The following is a 14,401-nucleotide window of genomic DNA, read 5'->3' as shown; positions in this document are numbered from 1 at the left end:
AGGCCGCCCCGTCGTCATCGTTCTGCCCCGAAACCGCCATCTGGCTGCCGCCTGCCGGGCGCAGGCTGTCGGCCAAACCGGCCGCCGGGCATCAGTGGATCCGCCATGCAGGAACTCGAACAGCGTCTCCAGCAACGTTTCCCCGATTGGTTCCATGGCCGTCGCGGCCAGCTGGCGCGGCCGTTGCTGCGCAGTGTCGGCCGCTGGTCGCGGCTGGACCAGATCGAGGCCTTCCTGCAGCGCAGCGCAGGCCTGCGTGGCTTCGGCTTCGTCGCCGCCGGCCTGGAATTCATCGACGGCCAGTACCAGGTGGACGCCGCTGCGCTGGCGAAGATCCCAGCCACCGGCCGCCTGCTGATCGTTGCCAACCATCCGTCCGGGGCACTGGACGCCCTGGCCCTGCTGGACGCGGTTGGCCGTATCCGCCGCGATGTGCGGATCGTGGCCAACGACCTGCTGGGGGCGATCGCGCCACTGCAGGACCTGCTGTTGCCGGTACGCATCCTGGGCGGCAAGGCGCAGCGCGGCAGCCTGCACGCGGTGGAGGAGGCGTTGGCCGCCGAGCAGTGCGTGATCGTGTTCCCGGCCGGCGAGGTCTCGCGGCTGTCGCTGCGGGGCATCCGCGATGGCCGCTGGCAGCGCGGATTCGTCCGCTTTGCCCGTGCTGCCGGCGCGCCGGTGCTGCCGGTGCGGGTGGAAGCACGCAACTCGGCGCTGTTCTATGGTGCCTCGACCCTGTTCAAGCCGGCCGGTACCGCACTGCTGGCGCGCGAGATGTTCACCCGTCGTGGCCGCCCGCTGCGGCTGAGCATCGGTGAGCCGATGCAGCTGGGCAAGGGCGGCGACCCGGGCGCACAGCTGCTGGCCGTGCGCCGCGCGCTGTACGCGCTGGGCCGCAATGGCGCGGGCGGCAGCGGCGCTGCCTTCGCAGGCCCCGAGCCGCTGGCGGCCCCCGTGCCACCTTCGCAGGTCGCCGCCGGCATTGCTGCGGCGACCCAGCTGGGCCAGACCGCCGATGGCAAGCAGATCCTGCTGGCGACCTGTACGGCCGATTCACCGCTGCTGCTGGAACTGGGCCGCCTGCGCGAGCTGACCTTCCGCCAGGTGGGCGAGGGCACCGGTCGCAGCCGCGACCTGGACGACTACGACCCGCGGTACGAGCACATCGTGATCTGGGACGCGGCCGCGCAGCGCATCGCCGGTGCCTACCGCATCATGCGCGGTGCCCAGGCACTGGCCCGGCACGGCCTGTCCGGGCTCTACAGCGCGTCGCTGTTCCGCTATTCCGACGATGCGATCACCCACATCGCCGAGGGCCTGGAACTGGGCCGCAGCTTCGTGGTGCCCGACTACTGGGGCAGCCGCAGCCTGGACTACCTGTGGCAGGGCATTGGTGCCTACCTGCAGTGCCGGCCGGGCATCCGCTACCTGTTCGGCGCCGTGTCGATCAGCGCGGCGCTGCCGCGTGACGCACGCGAGCAGCTGGTGGCGTACTACCAGCGCTACTACAGTGGTACCGCCGGCCTGGCCGAATCGAACCGCCCCTTCCAGTACTTCGCTGCGCCGCCGAGTTTCGGCGAGCTGGATGCAGGCGCAGCCTTCGATGTGCTCAAGGCCAACCTGGCCGCACTCGGCACCGGGGTGCCGACGCTGTACCGCCAGTACACCGATCTGTGCGAACCCGGCGGCGCACGTTTCCTCGCTTTCGGCGTCGACCCGGACTTCAGTGATTCGATCGACGGCCTGATCGAAGTGGACCTGTGCGCGATCCGGCCGAACAAGCGCAAACGCTATCTGCGCGACGCGGGGACGCCGGCATGAGCACGCTGGCGAACCTGTCGCCGCACCGGCGCGCAGTGTTCGTCTCCGACGTGCACCTGGGCTCACGTCATTGCCATGCCACCGAGCTGGCGCGGTTCCTCTCGCAGCTGCGCTGCGAACGGCTGTACCTGGTGGGCGACATCATCGACCTGTGGTGGATGGCGCATCGCCGCGCCAACTGGCGGCAGTCGCACAGTGAAGTCATCCAGGCCCTGCACGCGCTGCGTCGTGCAGGGACCGAGATCATCTACATCCCCGGCAACCACGATGCATCGCTGCGCCACGTGTGCGGGGTGATGCTGCCGGCCATGCAGGTGCGCCGCCGTGCCATCCACGTGACCGCCAATGGCCGCCGGCTGCTGGTCGCACACGGCGACGAGTACGACGGCGTGACCCATTTCGGCGGCCTGCAGGAGAAATTCGGCGACTGGCTGTACTACCGCATCCTCACCGGCAACCAGGCCTTGAATGCCGTGCGGCGCCGGCTGGGCATGCGCTACTGGTCGCTGTCGGAGTTCCTGAAGAAGCGCAGCGGCGCCGCCGAACGCTACATCGAGCGCTTCGTGCAGGCCGGGCTGGACGACGTGCGCCGGCGCGGCCTGGACGGCATCGTCTGCGGCCACATCCACCGCGCGGCGCTGGTCGAACGCGATGGCCTGGTCTACGCCAACGACGGCGACTGGGTGGAGAGCCTGACCGCACTGGCCGAAGACCATGATGGCGCGCTGCGCCTGCTCGACCACAACGGCCAGACCCTGGTGGAACTGCCGGGCGCGCGCTTGTCGCAAGCGGCATAGCCCGCGTCTGTAGAGTCGAGCCATGCTCGACTGTCGTATACGACGGATCTGACCGAAGAACAGTCGAGCATGGCTCGACCCTGCAAGGGCGCGAGCGGCCCGGCTCTACATACACCGCGCGCAAGCCGCTAGCATCGGCCCATGGATTCCCTGACCCAGATCGTGCTCGGCGGCGCCGTCGCTGCTGCCATCGCTCCGCCCGGCCATCGCCGCGCGGCCCTGCTGGCCGGTGCCGCGCTTGGTACCCTGCCGGATCTCGATGCCCTGTGGCTCGGCTTCACCGCCGCCGATCCGGTGGCGAACATGATCGAGCACCGCAGCTTCAGCCACTCGCTGCTGGTGCTGCCCTGGGTGGCGGCGCTGATCTGGTGGCTGTTCAAGCGTTTCGGCAACGGTCGGGTCGCACAGTTACCGGTGCGCTGGTTCTGGGCGATCCAGCTGGCGCTGCTCACCCATCCGGTGCTGGATGCGTTCACCGTGTATGGCACCCAGCTGTGGTGGCCGCTGCGCCCGCATCCGACCATGGGCTCCAGCGTGTTCATCATCGACCCGGGCTATACGGTGTGGCTGCTGCTGGGCTGCGTGCTGGCCTGGTTCGGCCGCGCCCGGCCATGGGCGGGCAAGGTGCTGGGCATGGCCCTGCTGCTCAGCAGTGGCTACCTGGGCTGGGGCCTGATCGCCAAGGCGCAGGTCGACCGTGCCGCGCAGCAGAGCCTGGCTGCGATGGGCCTGGGCGATGCCCCCCGCTTCTCGGTACCGATGCCGTTCAACACCCTGCTGTGGCGCGTGGTGGCGATGACGCCCAGCGGCTATGTGATGGGTGACCGCTCGCTGGTGGCCGACCATGGGCCGATGCGGTTCGAAGGCCATGCGTCCAACGTGCAGGCATTGCGCGAAGCGGGGGCCATCCCGGCGGTGCAGCAGCTGCAGTGGTTCAACCGTGGCTTCATGCGTACGCAGGTCGTGGATGGCCGGCTGGTGCTGAGCGACCTGCGCATGGGGCTGGAACCCGACTACACCTTCAACTTCGTCGTCGCCGAGCAGGCCGACGGGCAGTGGCGGGCGATCGTTCCCGAGCAGGTGCGGGTGGATTACAGCAGTCCCGCCGCGCGCGCCGACGCCGGTCGCCGGCTGGCCGCGATGTGGCAGCGGATCTGGCAGGAACCGGCAGCGGCGCCAGGTACGGCCGACCACACCGCCGTGCATTGATCCGTGGATCCGCGCCATGCGTGGATGGCGCGGGCAGGAGGGGACGCGCCGCGTCGCCTCAATACACCGTGGCGCGGCCCTGCACGAACGAATAGAAGAACACCGCGTTCGGGTCGTTCTGCACCAGGCGGAATTCGCGGCGCATGCCTTCCACGGTTTCCTCGTCCACCGAGCCCGCCTGCAGCAGCTGGTCGGCCGCCGACAGCAGCAGCTGCTCCCAGAACGCGATCATCGTCTTGCGACGCGCCGGTTCGCGGTTGTCCAGGTGGATGGTCTTGATCTCGGTATGCACGTCGCGGAAGCCACCGGCCAGCAGCAGGTTGCCCAGCTTGGCGCCGACGAACGGGTCACCCCCGTGGTCGTACTGGAAGTCGTTGAAGGCCATCCAGTAGCGCCAGATGTGCGGCGAATACGGGTCGAGCAGGAACGAGGCATTCATCACTTCGGTGATGTAGACCGGCGAACCCGGTGCCAGCACGCGGCGTACTTCGCTCAGTACACGGGCAGGGGAGGGGACGTGTTCCAGCACCCAGCACAGGAACGCCGCATCGAAACTGCGCGCCTCGAATGGCAGCTCACCCGCGTCGGCCTGCTGCAGGGTGTAGCGGTCGCTGCACCACGGCGTACGCGCCAGGTTCTCGCGTGCGGTGGCCAGCTGCGTTTCGCTCAGGTCCACGCCGGTCACATGCAGCTCGGGGAAGCGACGCAGCAGGATCTCGGTCTGTGCGCCCACGCCGCTGCCGACTTCCAGCAGGCGCCGCGCGCCGCTGTAGTCGATCTGGCCGAAGATGCTCGATTCCAGCAGCCGGGCCTGGGTCATCAGGCGCTGCTGCTCGGTGCCGGAAAAACCGTGCAGATAGGTCGGAGAAGAGATCGGCGGCGTCATGGTGGACTCTTGTGGCGTCGAGCTTGAGGGCGATCAAGCGGCGGAAGGCAGCGCCGGTTCGCCGGCGATCAGGCGGTCGAAGTATTCGGTGGTCAAGGCAATCTGGCTCTGCGGGTCCTCGGCGCGGTTGACCACCGCGCGGAAGGCGGCATTCTCCGGCCGGTCCTTGGCATACCAGCCCAGGTGCTTGCGCGCGATGCGCACGCCCTGCGGCTCGCCGTAGAACGCATGCAGCGCATGCAGGTGGCCGAGCAGGATGTCGCGCACTTCCGCCAGCGAAGGCGGTGGAAGTTCCTCGCCGGTGGCCAGGTAGTGCGCCACCTCACGGAAGATCCACGGCCGGCCCTGCGCGGAGCGCCCGATCATCACCGCGTCCACGCCGGTTTCCTGCAGAACGTAGGCGGCCTTCCGTGGCGAGTCGATATCGCCGTTGGCGATCACCGGAATGCGCAGCGCGGCCTTGATCTCGCCGATCGTGGCGTACTCGGCCTGGCCGGTGTAGTGCTGGTCGCGGGTACGGCCGTGCACGGCCAGTGCGGCGATACCGCTGTCTTCGGCGATGCGTGCGATCACCGGGCCATTGCGGTGGTCGCAGTCCCAACCGGTGCGGATCTTCAGCGTGACCGGCACGTCCACCGCGTTGACCACGGCTTCGAGGATGCGCGCCACCAGCTGCTCGTCGCGCATCAGTGCCGAACCGGCCCAGGCGTTGCACACCTTCTTGGCCGGGCAGCCCATGTTGATGTCGATGATCTGGGCGCCATGGTCGACGTTGTAGCGCGCGGCCTCGGCCAGCTGCTGCGGCTCGGTGCCGGCGATCTGCACGCTGATGGGGGCCGGTTCGCCGTCATGGTCCATGCGATGGATCGACTTGCGCGTGTTCCAGAAGCGCGGGTCGCTGATGGTCATTTCGGAGGCGGCCAGCCCCGCACCCAGCCGTTTGCACAGCAGGCGGAAGGGCTTGTCGGTGACGCCGGCCATGGGCGCCAGCACGACGTTGGGGGCAATGGTGTACGGGCCGATCTGCATGCGCCCATTGTAGGGCGCGGGCGGCGCCAAGGCCGTGCCGGGCGCGGTCCGGTTCAGGCCGATCGGCACCGACCTCATGCCGTACCGGCATCAGCAGATGCTTGACGGTTGCTTCCACCGCCCCCAGGGGCGGGCGATGGTGGGCGGCTAGCCCAGGCTCTGCCAGGCCTGGTGGGTACCCAGCGCGAAGGCCAGCCCCAGGCCCAGGCAGGCCAGCGAACTGGCCACCCAGAAGCATGTGCCGTTGTAGCCGGGGCGGAACAGCGCCAGGCCGAAGCCCATCGCGGCGCGCAGCAGCAGCAACGTGGCGATGGCGGGCAGTACCAGGCGGCTGGCTGGCAGCAGCGGATGCCAGCCCGCGGCGGCCAGTGCATACAGCGTCCAGGCCACCAGCACGGCGGTGATGCCGGCGGTCAGCAGCGGTGGCCACCAGTGCCCCGCCTGCGCCAGCCGCACCATGCGCTGGCCAGCACCGAAGTACCTGTACCAGGGGGCGCCGAAGGCGATGCAGCCGATATGCAACAGGGCCGAAAGGGCACTGCCGGCAGCCGCGACCAGCAACCAGGGGAATCCGTCCATGTCCTGCCCGTGCAAGGAAGCTGCGCGGATGGTGGGCGAGGGGGCAGGGTGTGGGCAATGCGACAGGCGGTCGCGGGGGCTGGCGGCGGATCAGCTGCCGGCCACGCCGCGCCGCGATGAGGGGCAACAAAAAAGCCCGGGTGTCTGCACACCCGGGCTTGTTCATCCACGCATGGCGTGGAACTACCTGGCTTCCGCGTCGGCCGGGGTGAAGCGCGGCATCGCCGCCGCGGCGCCTTCCTTCTCGGTCGAACGACCGGCGAACTGGTTGGCGAAGCGCACATGGCGGGCGAACGGGGCATCGGCCACCTGCGCCAGCGACGCGGCCAGCGCACCGTTGAAGGCGTCACCGGCACCGGTGGTGTCGATGGCCTGCACCTGTTCGGCACCCACACGGTAGTACGGCTGGGTGTCGCCGCGCAGGTTCTCGTCGGCGTGCGAGACGAACACGCCCACCGAACCGAGGGTCACCACCACGGTGCCGTTGCCGACCAGCTTGCGGCACAGCGCGTGCAGGCTGGCGCCATCCAGTGCGGCGACATCGTTGGCATCCACGCGCTCACCGACATGACGGCCGAGCAGGGCGGCGAACTCGGTCTCGTTCGGGGTGATCACATCGGCCAGCTTGAGCAGGCCGATGGTCGAGGGCGCGTCGGCCGGTGCGGTGTTGAGCACGGTGGTGACACCGGCTTCGCGGGCCGTTGCCAGCGCCGCTTCGATGGTCTGCACCGGCGATTCCAGCTGCACCAGCACCACCTTGGCGCTGGTCAGCAGGGCCTGCTGCTGCTGCAGGAAATCGGTGCTCAGCGCGGCATTGGCGCCCGGGCCGATCACGATGGTGTTGCGGCCGCGGGCGTCCACATAGATGCCCGCGGTGCCGGTCGGCTCGGTGCTGGCTTCGGCGATCAGCCCGAAGCCATCCTGTGCAGCCAGCTCGCGTGCGGTGGCGCCACCGGCGTCATCGCCCAACGCGCACACGAAGTGGGTGTCGGCACCGGCGCGGCAGGCCGCCACGGCCTGGTTGAAGCCCTTGCCACCCGGGCCGGTGCTGTAGCGGCCGGCAATGGTCGCACCCGGTGCCGGCAGCGACTCGCACCGCCACACGTGATCGACATTGAAGGAACCGACGACAACGACACTGCTGCTCATAGGGAATCTTTTCTCAACCAAGGGTTCAACTGAAGTGCGTCAGCACGCCGGCGATGGTCGCCGTCATGAAGGTGGCAATGGTACCGCCCAACACCGCGCGCAGGCCGAACTTGGCCAGATCGTGGCGACGTTCCGGAGCCAGGCCGCCGATACCGCCGATCTGGATCGCGATCGAGCTGAAGTTGGCAAAGCCGCACAGCGCGTAGGTGGCGATCAGGCGACCTTCTTCGGACAGGCTCACGCCCGCCACCTGGCCGTTCACGATCTGCGACAGCTCGGTGTAGGCCACGAACTCGTTGATCACGACCTTCTGGCCGATCAGCGAGCCGACGGTGGTGGCATCGGCCCACGGGGTGCCGATCACCCAGGCGATCGGGGCCAGCACGTAACCGAAGATGGTCGACAGGTTGGTCGGCTTGCCGATGGCAGCGGCCAGGCCGGTCACATCGCCGATCCAGGTCAGCGGGGCGTTCAGCAGCGCGATCAGGGCGATGAAGGCCAGCAGCATCGCGCCGATGTTCAGCGCCAGCTTCAGGCCGTCGCCGGCACCGGCGGCGGCCGCGTCGATGATGTTGCTGGAGGTCTTTTCGACTTCCATCTTCACCGTGCCGCGGGTCAGCGGGGTGCCGGTTTCCGGAATCAGCAGCTTGGCCACGACCAGGGTGGCCGGTGCGGCCATGATGCTCGCCGCCAGCAGATGCTTGGCGTAGAAGGCCTGCTGCGCCGGGTCGCCACCGCCGAGCATGCCGACATAGGCGGCCAGCACGCCACCGGCGATGTGCGCCATGCCGCCGATCATCATGGTCAGCAGCTCGGACTGGGTCATCTTGGCGATGTACGGGCGCACGGTCAGCGGCGCCTCGGTCTGGCCGATGAAGACGCTGGCGCAGACGCTGGTGGTTTCCGCACCGGACACGCGCATCACCTTGGTGATCGCCAACGCCATCACGCGCACGATCGCCTGCATGACGTTGAGGTGGTACATCACGCCCATCAGCGCCGAGAAGAAGATGATGGTCGGCAGCACCTGGAAGGCGAAGATGAAACCGTAGTTCTTGGTGTCCATCAACGAGCCGAAGATGAAGCCCGAACCCTCGTTGACGAAGCTGAGGACCTTGACGAAGCCCTTGCCCAGCGCATCGAACACGTCGCGGCCGCCCGGCACCAGGATCACCAGCGCCGCGAACGCGATCTGCAGGGTGATACCGGTGGCAACCAGCTTCCAGTCAACCGCACGCTTATTGTTGGAAAACAACCAGGTGATGCCGATCAGCACCGCCAACCCGAACAGGCCGAAGCCGATCCTGCCCAAACCTTCGACCATGTGAGTGACTCCCCTGGGGCGTCGCGAAAAACGGGAAGCCTAGTGCAGGGCAGGGGCCGGGGCAAGAAAAAGCAGCGTGCGCGCACCCATCTGTACCGATCAGGCCAGCAACGGCAAGGGCTTGCGGCCGGCGGCGGCAGGTAGAATGGGGCTCGATCCCGGCCCGGATGCGGGCCCGCAGCAGGAGATTCGCATGCAATACCGTCGCCTGGGCTCCACCGGCCTGCCGATTTCCGCCCTGTCCTTCGGCGCCTGGGTGACCTTCGGTGACCAGATCCCGCGCGACGAGGCCCGCAATCTGGTGGCTGCCGCCTGGGACCACGGCGTCAACTTCTTCGACAACGCCGAGGGCTATGCCAATGGCCGCGCCGAACAGGTGATGGGCGATGTGATCGCCGACCTGCGCCTGCCGCGCGATGGCATCTGCGTGTCCAGCAAGGTGTTCTTCGGCAGCGCCAAGGACCCGCGGCCGACCCAGCGCGGGCTGTCGCGCAAGCATGTGACCGACGCCTGCCATGCTGCGCTCAAGCGCCTGCGGGTGGACTACCTGGACCTTTATTACTGCCACCGCCCGGATCCGGACGCGCCGATCGCCGAGACCGTGCATGCCATGGACACCCTGGTGCGGCAGGGCAAGATCCTCTACTGGGGTACCTCGGAGTGGTCGGCGCTGCAGATCCAGCAGGCGCTGGACATCGCTGAAGCGCGCAACCTGCAGGGCCCGTCGATGGAGCAGCCGCAGTACAACCTGCTGCACCGCGAGCGTGTCGAGGTCGAGTACGCACCGTTGTATGCCGGTGCCGGCCTGGGCACCACCATCTTCTCGCCGCTGGCCTCGGGCCTGCTCAGCGGCAAGTACGACCAGGGCATTCCGGCCGATGCGCGACTGGGCCGCGAGGGCATGGAATGGCTGCAGGCGCTGGTGCTGGGGGACGACACCGAGGCCCGCCTGACCCAGGTGCGGCGTTTCAGCGAGGTGGCGCGCGCGCTGGGGCATGCCCCGGCCACGCTGGCCATCGCCTGGTGCCTGCGCAACCCGAACGTCTCCAGCGTGATCCTCGGCGCCAGCCGGGTCAGCCAGCTGCTGCAGAACCTGCAGGCACTGGACGTGCTGGAGCAGGTCGACGCGGCCGGCTGGGCCCAGGTCGAAGCCGTCTTTGCCTGACGACAGCCCTGTGTAGAGTCGAGCCCTGCTCGACGCCAGACGTAGAAGCGCAGTCGAGCATGGCTCGACTCTACAAGAGCGCGGCACCCCTTCTGATTGATGGTAGCTATCGAATTCTCAAATTCGATCATTAATCTCATCAATGAAATTGAGAATGGTTGTTGATTGTCAACTGAGAATCATTATCATTTAACTCGTCCCTCGCACGAGTCCAGATGCTCATGAATGCTCAACCTGTACTGCTGCGCCCCGAAACGCTGACCCTCCGCGATCGTCCGGTCCGTGTCGTTCCGCCGGAAGAGGTCATCGACAGCGAAGCCCTGCTCAAGGGCCGTCGTGAAATCCTGATCCAGCACGGCGACCGCTTCTATCGCCTGCGGCACACCAGCAACGACAAGCTGATCCTGACCAAGTAATCGCGGCCTGGTCGCCCGCCCCCCTCCCTCCTGCCGGCAACGCCGACAGGGTGGGCGACCCGTCCGCTCCCGCTCTCTCCCCCTCGGTCTACCGCGTGCATCTTCCGGGTGTGCCGGTAACCGGGGGTTCCCCTGCCTGACCGAACGAACCCGATGACCCGCCCTACCGCCCTTTGCCTTGCCGTCTGGATGGCCCTGCCGCTGTCCGCCCATGCTGCCGCCGCGGCCACCGCCGCGCCCGATGCGCGCGAATTCGACCGCGTGCAGGTCACCGCAACCCGCACCGAACGGGCGGTGAGCGATGTGGCGGCCACCGTCGACGTCATCGACCGCGAGCAGATGGACCGGCACCTGGTGCAGGACATCAAGGATCTGCTGCGCTATGAGCCGGGCCTGTCGGTCAGCCGCAGCGCTGCGCGCTTCGGCCTTGGCAGCATCCGCATCCGTGGCCTGGACGGCAACCGCGTGCGGGTGCAGACCGATGGCATCGCCATGCCGACCAGCTTCAACATCGGCTCGTTCTCCAACGCCAACCGCAATTTCACCGATCTGGATACGCTCAAGCGCGTGGAGATCGTGCGCGGCCCGGCCAGCTCGCTGTACGGTTCCGACGCGCTCGGTGGTGTGGTCGCCTTCGTCACCAAGGATCCGGCCGATTACCTGAAGGATGGCAAGGACAGCTACGTCGGCCTGAAGTTCGGCTACGACGGTGAGTGGAAAGGCCTGCTCGGCGGCGTGACCAGCGCGTTCGGCGGCGAACACTGGAGCGGCATGGTCAACATCAACCATCGCCAGGGCCAGGAAACCGGCAACAAGGGCGATGTGCGCAGCCTCGACAACACCCGCACCGCGCCCAACCCGCAGGACCGCGATGGTCGCAGTGGCCTGGCCAAGCTGGTCTATGCACCGAGCGAGGATCAACGCTTCCGCCTGACCGTGGAAGGCAACGAAGACAACACCGATACCAACGTGCTGTCCTCGATCGACCACACCACCACCACCGGCATGAAGGCACGCGATACGCAGAACCGCACCCGCGTGTCGTTCGCCCATGAAATGGATGCGCTGGACAAGGGCTTCGCCGACAGCCTGCATTGGCAGCTGTACACCCAGCACAGCGAAACCACCCAGATCACCGATGAGGACCGTGCCAACCGCAGCCGCCGCCACCGCGAGTTCAATTTCGACCAGCGCGTGTACGGCCTGCAGGCACAGTTCAACAAGGCGTTCAGCACCGGCAGCGTGGAACACGCGCTGACCTACGGCTTCGAGGGCGCGCACACCGAAATCCGCCAGAAGCGCGACGGCTACCAGTTGCTGGCCAATGGCCAGACCAGCACCACCATCCTGCCCGACGCCTTCCCGGTACGCGATTTCCCGATCAGCAAGACCACCGAGCTGGGCCTGTACGCACAGGATGAAATGCGCATGGCCAACGGCAAGCTGTCGCTGGTGCCGGGCGTGCGCGTGGATCGCTACGAACTGAAGCCGGAGGTGGACAGCATCTTCGCTGAAGACAACCCAGGCGTTGCGGTGTCCAAGCTGACCAAGACCAGCGTCTCGCCCAAGCTCGGCATGGTCTATCGCTTCACCGACGAATGGTCGCTGTTCGCCGGCTATTCGCATGGCTTCCGCTCGCCGCCGTACAACGACGTCAACCTGGGCTTCACCAACTTCGCCTTCGGTTACACCGCCATTCCCAATCCGGACCTGAAGCCGGAGACCAGTGACGGCATGGAGCTGGGCCTGCGCTTCCTGTCGCCGGCGGCCTACGTCAGCGTCAGCGGCTACTACAACGAGTACAAGGACTTCATCGAGTCGCAGTCGCTGGTTGGTACCAACGCTCAGGGCCTGATGGTGTTCCAGTCGCGCAACATCGCCGATGCACGCATCTACGGTGCCGAGCTGAAGGCCGGCGTCGACTTCGGCCAGATCAGCCCGGCGCTGCAGGGCTGGGCACTGCGCAGTTCGGTGGCCTGGTCGCGCGGCGACAACAAGACCGAGGATACGCCGCTGGATTCGGTCGACCCGCTGCGTGGCACCGTCGGCCTGATGTACGACACCGATACCTGGGGCGTCGAACTGGCCGGCACCTTCGTCAAGCGCAAGGACCGCGTCGCCGCGGCCACCGTGTACCGCCCGGCGGGCTACGGCGTGGCCGACCTGATGGCGCACTGGAACTTCGCCCCGGGCGCGACCTTCAACGTCGGCGTGTTCAACCTGGGCGACAAGCGCTACATCGATTGGTCCAACGTGGGTTCGACGCTGTCGCCGACCAGCCGCGTGCTGGATCGCTACACCAGCCCGGGCCGCACCCTTTCCGCCAGCCTCGCCGTTTCCTGGTGACCTCATGAGTCGAGCCTTGTCCGCACGCAGGAATGACGCCATCGCCGCGCAGGGCCGCGCGGCCTGGCCGACGCCGGCACAGCTGGCCACGCTCGGCACCGTGTTGTGCCTGTACCGCGCCGACGGAAACGAGCTCGGTGGCTGGCGCCAGGCGGTCCGCGTGCATGCCTGCCAGGGCGTGGACAGCGAGGGCGTGCGCGAAAGCCTGTGTTTCCTTGATGCCCGCGGCCGCTGCGTGTGGCGCCTGTACCTGCTGCCGGACAGCGATTTCCTGGCCTGGGACCGCCTGGTCGCCACGTTGCCGCCGGGCCCGGAGCATGACAGCGACGGCAGTGTCGGCGAACGCCTGTGGCGGCGCCTGGCCGGGCACCTTGGTGGTGACCGCTGGCGCCTGTGCGCGCTGCGCCTGCACGCGGCCGATGAAGGCCGCACCCTGGCCGCCAGCCTGTCCACGCTGTCCTCGCTGGGTGCGGCCACCGCGCGTCGCATCGCGCGGCTGGAAGGTGCCGAAGGCGAGCTGGCGATCGACGATTGCTGCTGCGCCGACGCCGCCCGACGTCCTGCGCCGCGTGCGCCCAGCGACCTGCCGTTGGTGCGCCTGTGACCCGATCCTGATGGATCGCCTGCCGGCCACGGATGGCCTCTCCTTGAACCTGCAACCCCGAAGGAAGACCCGATGAAGTACCCGACAGCCAGCGTGATGCTGCTGCTTGCCATCAGTGGCGCAGCCAGCGCGCAGCCCTCCGACATCGCCCGCGACCACGCCAGCATCCTGGCCATGCAGGGCGAGTACACGGTGGACTTCGCCTTCGATGAGACCGTGCTGCTGAAGCCCGGCTACGAGCGCGCGCCGGCGATGCGCAGCGGCGGCAACGAAGTGGTCATCGTGGTCGAGGACACCCCGAAGCGTATCGTGCTGCAGCACCTGCTGCTGGACGAGAAGAGCGGTCATGTCACCAAGCACTGGCGCCAGGACTGGGTCTATGAAGCACCGAACCGCTTCGAGTTCAGTGCCGACCAGACCTGGCAGGTGCGCACGATTGCCGCAGCCACCAACCAGGGTGCCTGGACCCAGTGCGTGTATGAAGTGAGCGACGCACCGCGCTACTGCGGCACCGGCACCTGGACCTACACCAACAACGTGCCGACCTGGACCAGCGACATCAGCTGGCGTCCGCTGCCGCGCCGTGAGTACACCAAGCGCAGCGACTACAACGCGCTGGCAGTGGTCAACCGCCACACCCTCACGCCCAATGGCTGGACCCACGAGCAGTTCAACACCAAGGTGCAGCGCAACGCCGACGGCAGCCAGGTGGAGATCGCCCGCGAGTTCGGTTTCAACGACTACGTGAAAACCACCGAGATCGACTTCACCCCGGCCCGCGACTACTGGAAGGCCACCGCGGGTTACTGGGCCAAGGTGCGCCAGCGCTGGGACGGCTTCCTCGGCCAGGCCCCGGGCGTGCACCTGAAGACCAAGCTCGACGGCATGGCGATGATCATTCCGCTGTTCACCCAGGCCGAAGAGATCCAGTCCGGCAAGAAGGTGAAGGACAAGCAGATCGACGAAGTGTTCGCCAAGTACGTGGAAAAGGCGCCGAAGGAGGGTTGATCGGCGCCGCGGTCCTGGCAGGTGCCGGGCTTGCCCGGCACGCTCTCGGTGTTGATCGCACGCGCCAT

General features: G+C 67.6%; 13 protein-coding genes. 8 read left to right on the top strand and 5 right to left on the bottom strand.

Going from position 1 to position 14,401, the window contains the following annotated elements:
• The first annotated feature begins 105 nt into the window (after window positions 1-105).
• The 3 genes from B9Y64_RS04390 to B9Y64_RS04380 all read left to right on the top strand — a co-directional run bounded on the left by B9Y64_RS04390 (window position 106) and on the right by B9Y64_RS04380 (window position 3,827).
• Window positions 106-1,821 carry a lysophospholipid acyltransferase family protein gene (locus B9Y64_RS04390; RefSeq protein WP_100439622.1) on the top strand — a complete coding sequence of 572 codons (1,716 nt, stop codon included), beginning with the start codon at window positions 106-108 and terminating at the stop codon, window positions 1,819-1,821.
• A complete protein-coding gene (locus B9Y64_RS04385; RefSeq protein ID WP_100439621.1) occupies window positions 1,818-2,618 on the top strand; it encodes a UDP-2,3-diacylglucosamine diphosphatase in 801 nt (266 codons plus the stop codon). The genes B9Y64_RS04390 and B9Y64_RS04385 overlap by 4 nt, the downstream gene beginning before the upstream one ends.
• A gap of 141 nt (window positions 2,619-2,759) precedes the next feature.
• Window positions 2,760-3,827, top strand: a complete 1,068-nt coding sequence (locus tag B9Y64_RS04380) for a metal-dependent hydrolase (RefSeq protein WP_100439620.1) — start codon at window positions 2,760-2,762, stop codon at window positions 3,825-3,827.
• A gap of 58 nt (window positions 3,828-3,885) precedes the next feature.
• On the opposite strand, the gene B9Y64_RS04375 is transcribed toward B9Y64_RS04380, so the two are convergent.
• From B9Y64_RS04375 to B9Y64_RS04355, 5 genes are all read right to left on the bottom strand, one after another.
• Window positions 3,886-4,713 (bottom strand): class I SAM-dependent methyltransferase, encoded by an 828-nt coding sequence (locus tag B9Y64_RS04375; protein ID WP_005408109.1) that lies wholly within the window; start codon window positions 4,711-4,713, stop codon window positions 3,886-3,888.
• Between the two features lie 33 nt (window positions 4,714-4,746).
• Window positions 4,747-5,742 (bottom strand): tRNA dihydrouridine synthase DusB, encoded by a 996-nt coding sequence (gene dusB, locus B9Y64_RS04370; RefSeq protein ID WP_100439898.1) that lies wholly within the window; start codon window positions 5,740-5,742, stop codon window positions 4,747-4,749.
• A 147-nt stretch (window positions 5,743-5,889) separates the two neighbouring features.
• A complete protein-coding gene (locus tag B9Y64_RS04365) occupies window positions 5,890-6,321 on the bottom strand; it encodes a hypothetical protein (RefSeq protein WP_100439619.1) in 432 nt (143 codons plus the stop codon).
• A 183-nt stretch (window positions 6,322-6,504) separates the two neighbouring features.
• A complete protein-coding gene (locus B9Y64_RS04360; protein ID WP_100439618.1) occupies window positions 6,505-7,470 on the bottom strand; it encodes a ribokinase in 966 nt (321 codons plus the stop codon).
• A gap of 25 nt (window positions 7,471-7,495) precedes the next feature.
• Window positions 7,496-8,794, bottom strand: a complete 1,299-nt coding sequence (locus B9Y64_RS04355; protein WP_100439617.1) for a NupC/NupG family nucleoside CNT transporter — start codon at window positions 8,792-8,794, stop codon at window positions 7,496-7,498.
• 193 nt (window positions 8,795-8,987) lie between these two features.
• Between B9Y64_RS04355 and B9Y64_RS04350 the strand changes: the two genes are divergently transcribed.
• The 5 genes from B9Y64_RS04350 to B9Y64_RS04330 all read left to right on the top strand — a co-directional run bounded on the left by B9Y64_RS04350 (window position 8,988) and on the right by B9Y64_RS04330 (window position 14,333).
• Window positions 8,988-9,959 (top strand): aldo/keto reductase, encoded by a 972-nt coding sequence (locus B9Y64_RS04350; RefSeq protein ID WP_100439897.1) that lies wholly within the window; start codon window positions 8,988-8,990, stop codon window positions 9,957-9,959.
• Window positions 9,960-10,180: 221 nt separating this feature from the next.
• Window positions 10,181-10,375 carry a hemin uptake protein HemP gene (hemP, locus tag B9Y64_RS04345; RefSeq protein WP_005412278.1) on the top strand — a complete coding sequence of 65 codons (195 nt, stop codon included), beginning with the start codon at window positions 10,181-10,183 and terminating at the stop codon, window positions 10,373-10,375.
• Window positions 10,376-10,528: 153 nt separating this feature from the next.
• The gene (locus tag B9Y64_RS04340) at window positions 10,529-12,721 is read left to right on the top strand and encodes a TonB-dependent hemoglobin/transferrin/lactoferrin family receptor (RefSeq protein ID WP_413482025.1); all 2,193 of its coding nucleotides are present in this window, start codon (window positions 10,529-10,531) and stop codon (window positions 12,719-12,721) included.
• Window positions 12,722-12,725: 4 nt separating this feature from the next.
• Window positions 12,726-13,325 carry a Hemin transport protein gene (locus B9Y64_RS04335; RefSeq protein WP_100439615.1) on the top strand — a complete coding sequence of 200 codons (600 nt, stop codon included), beginning with the start codon at window positions 12,726-12,728 and terminating at the stop codon, window positions 13,323-13,325.
• Window positions 13,326-13,397: 72 nt separating this feature from the next.
• The gene (locus B9Y64_RS04330; RefSeq protein WP_100439614.1) at window positions 13,398-14,333 is read left to right on the top strand and encodes a DUF6607 family protein; all 936 of its coding nucleotides are present in this window, start codon (window positions 13,398-13,400) and stop codon (window positions 14,331-14,333) included.
• Window positions 14,334-14,401 lie beyond the last annotated feature (68 nt).

It is taken from the genome of Stenotrophomonas maltophilia (assembly GCF_002799245.1).
Classification (GTDB): Bacteria; Pseudomonadota; Gammaproteobacteria; order Xanthomonadales; family Xanthomonadaceae; genus Stenotrophomonas; species Stenotrophomonas maltophilia_S.
Note: the sequence above shows the minus strand (reverse complement) of the source record. Positions and strands in the feature narration are given on the sequence as shown.

Bases quoted from the DNA above. Each gene is read 5' to 3' on its own strand.
- B9Y64_RS04355 (WP_100439617.1), bottom strand. From the start codon at position 8,794: ATGGTCGAAGGTTTGGGCAGGATCGGCTTCGGCCTGTTCGGGTTGGCG.
- B9Y64_RS04385 (WP_100439621.1), top strand. From the start codon at position 1,818: ATGAGCACGCTGGCGAACCTGTCGCCGCACCGGCGCGCAGTGTTCGTC.
- B9Y64_RS04330 (WP_100439614.1), top strand. From the start codon at position 13,398: ATGAAGTACCCGACAGCCAGCGTGATGCTGCTGCTTGCCATCAGTGGC.
- B9Y64_RS04365 (WP_100439619.1), bottom strand. From the start codon at position 6,321: ATGGACGGATTCCCCTGGTTGCTGGTCGCGGCTGCCGGCAGTGCCCTT.
- B9Y64_RS04375 (WP_005408109.1), bottom strand. From the start codon at position 4,713: ATGACGCCGCCGATCTCTTCTCCGACCTATCTGCACGGTTTTTCCGGC.
- B9Y64_RS04335 (WP_100439615.1), top strand. From the start codon at position 12,726: ATGAGTCGAGCCTTGTCCGCACGCAGGAATGACGCCATCGCCGCGCAG.
- B9Y64_RS04350 (WP_100439897.1), top strand. From the start codon at position 8,988: ATGCAATACCGTCGCCTGGGCTCCACCGGCCTGCCGATTTCCGCCCTG.
- hemP (WP_005412278.1), top strand. From the start codon at position 10,181: ATGAATGCTCAACCTGTACTGCTGCGCCCCGAAACGCTGACCCTCCGC.
- B9Y64_RS04360 (WP_100439618.1), bottom strand. From the start codon at position 7,470: ATGAGCAGCAGTGTCGTTGTCGTCGGTTCCTTCAATGTCGATCACGTG.
- dusB (WP_100439898.1), bottom strand. From the start codon at position 5,742: ATGCAGATCGGCCCGTACACCATTGCCCCCAACGTCGTGCTGGCGCCC.
- B9Y64_RS04390 (WP_100439622.1), top strand. From the start codon at position 106: ATGCAGGAACTCGAACAGCGTCTCCAGCAACGTTTCCCCGATTGGTTC.
- B9Y64_RS04380 (WP_100439620.1), top strand. From the start codon at position 2,760: ATGGATTCCCTGACCCAGATCGTGCTCGGCGGCGCCGTCGCTGCTGCC.
- B9Y64_RS04340 (WP_413482025.1), top strand. From the start codon at position 10,529: ATGACCCGCCCTACCGCCCTTTGCCTTGCCGTCTGGATGGCCCTGCCG.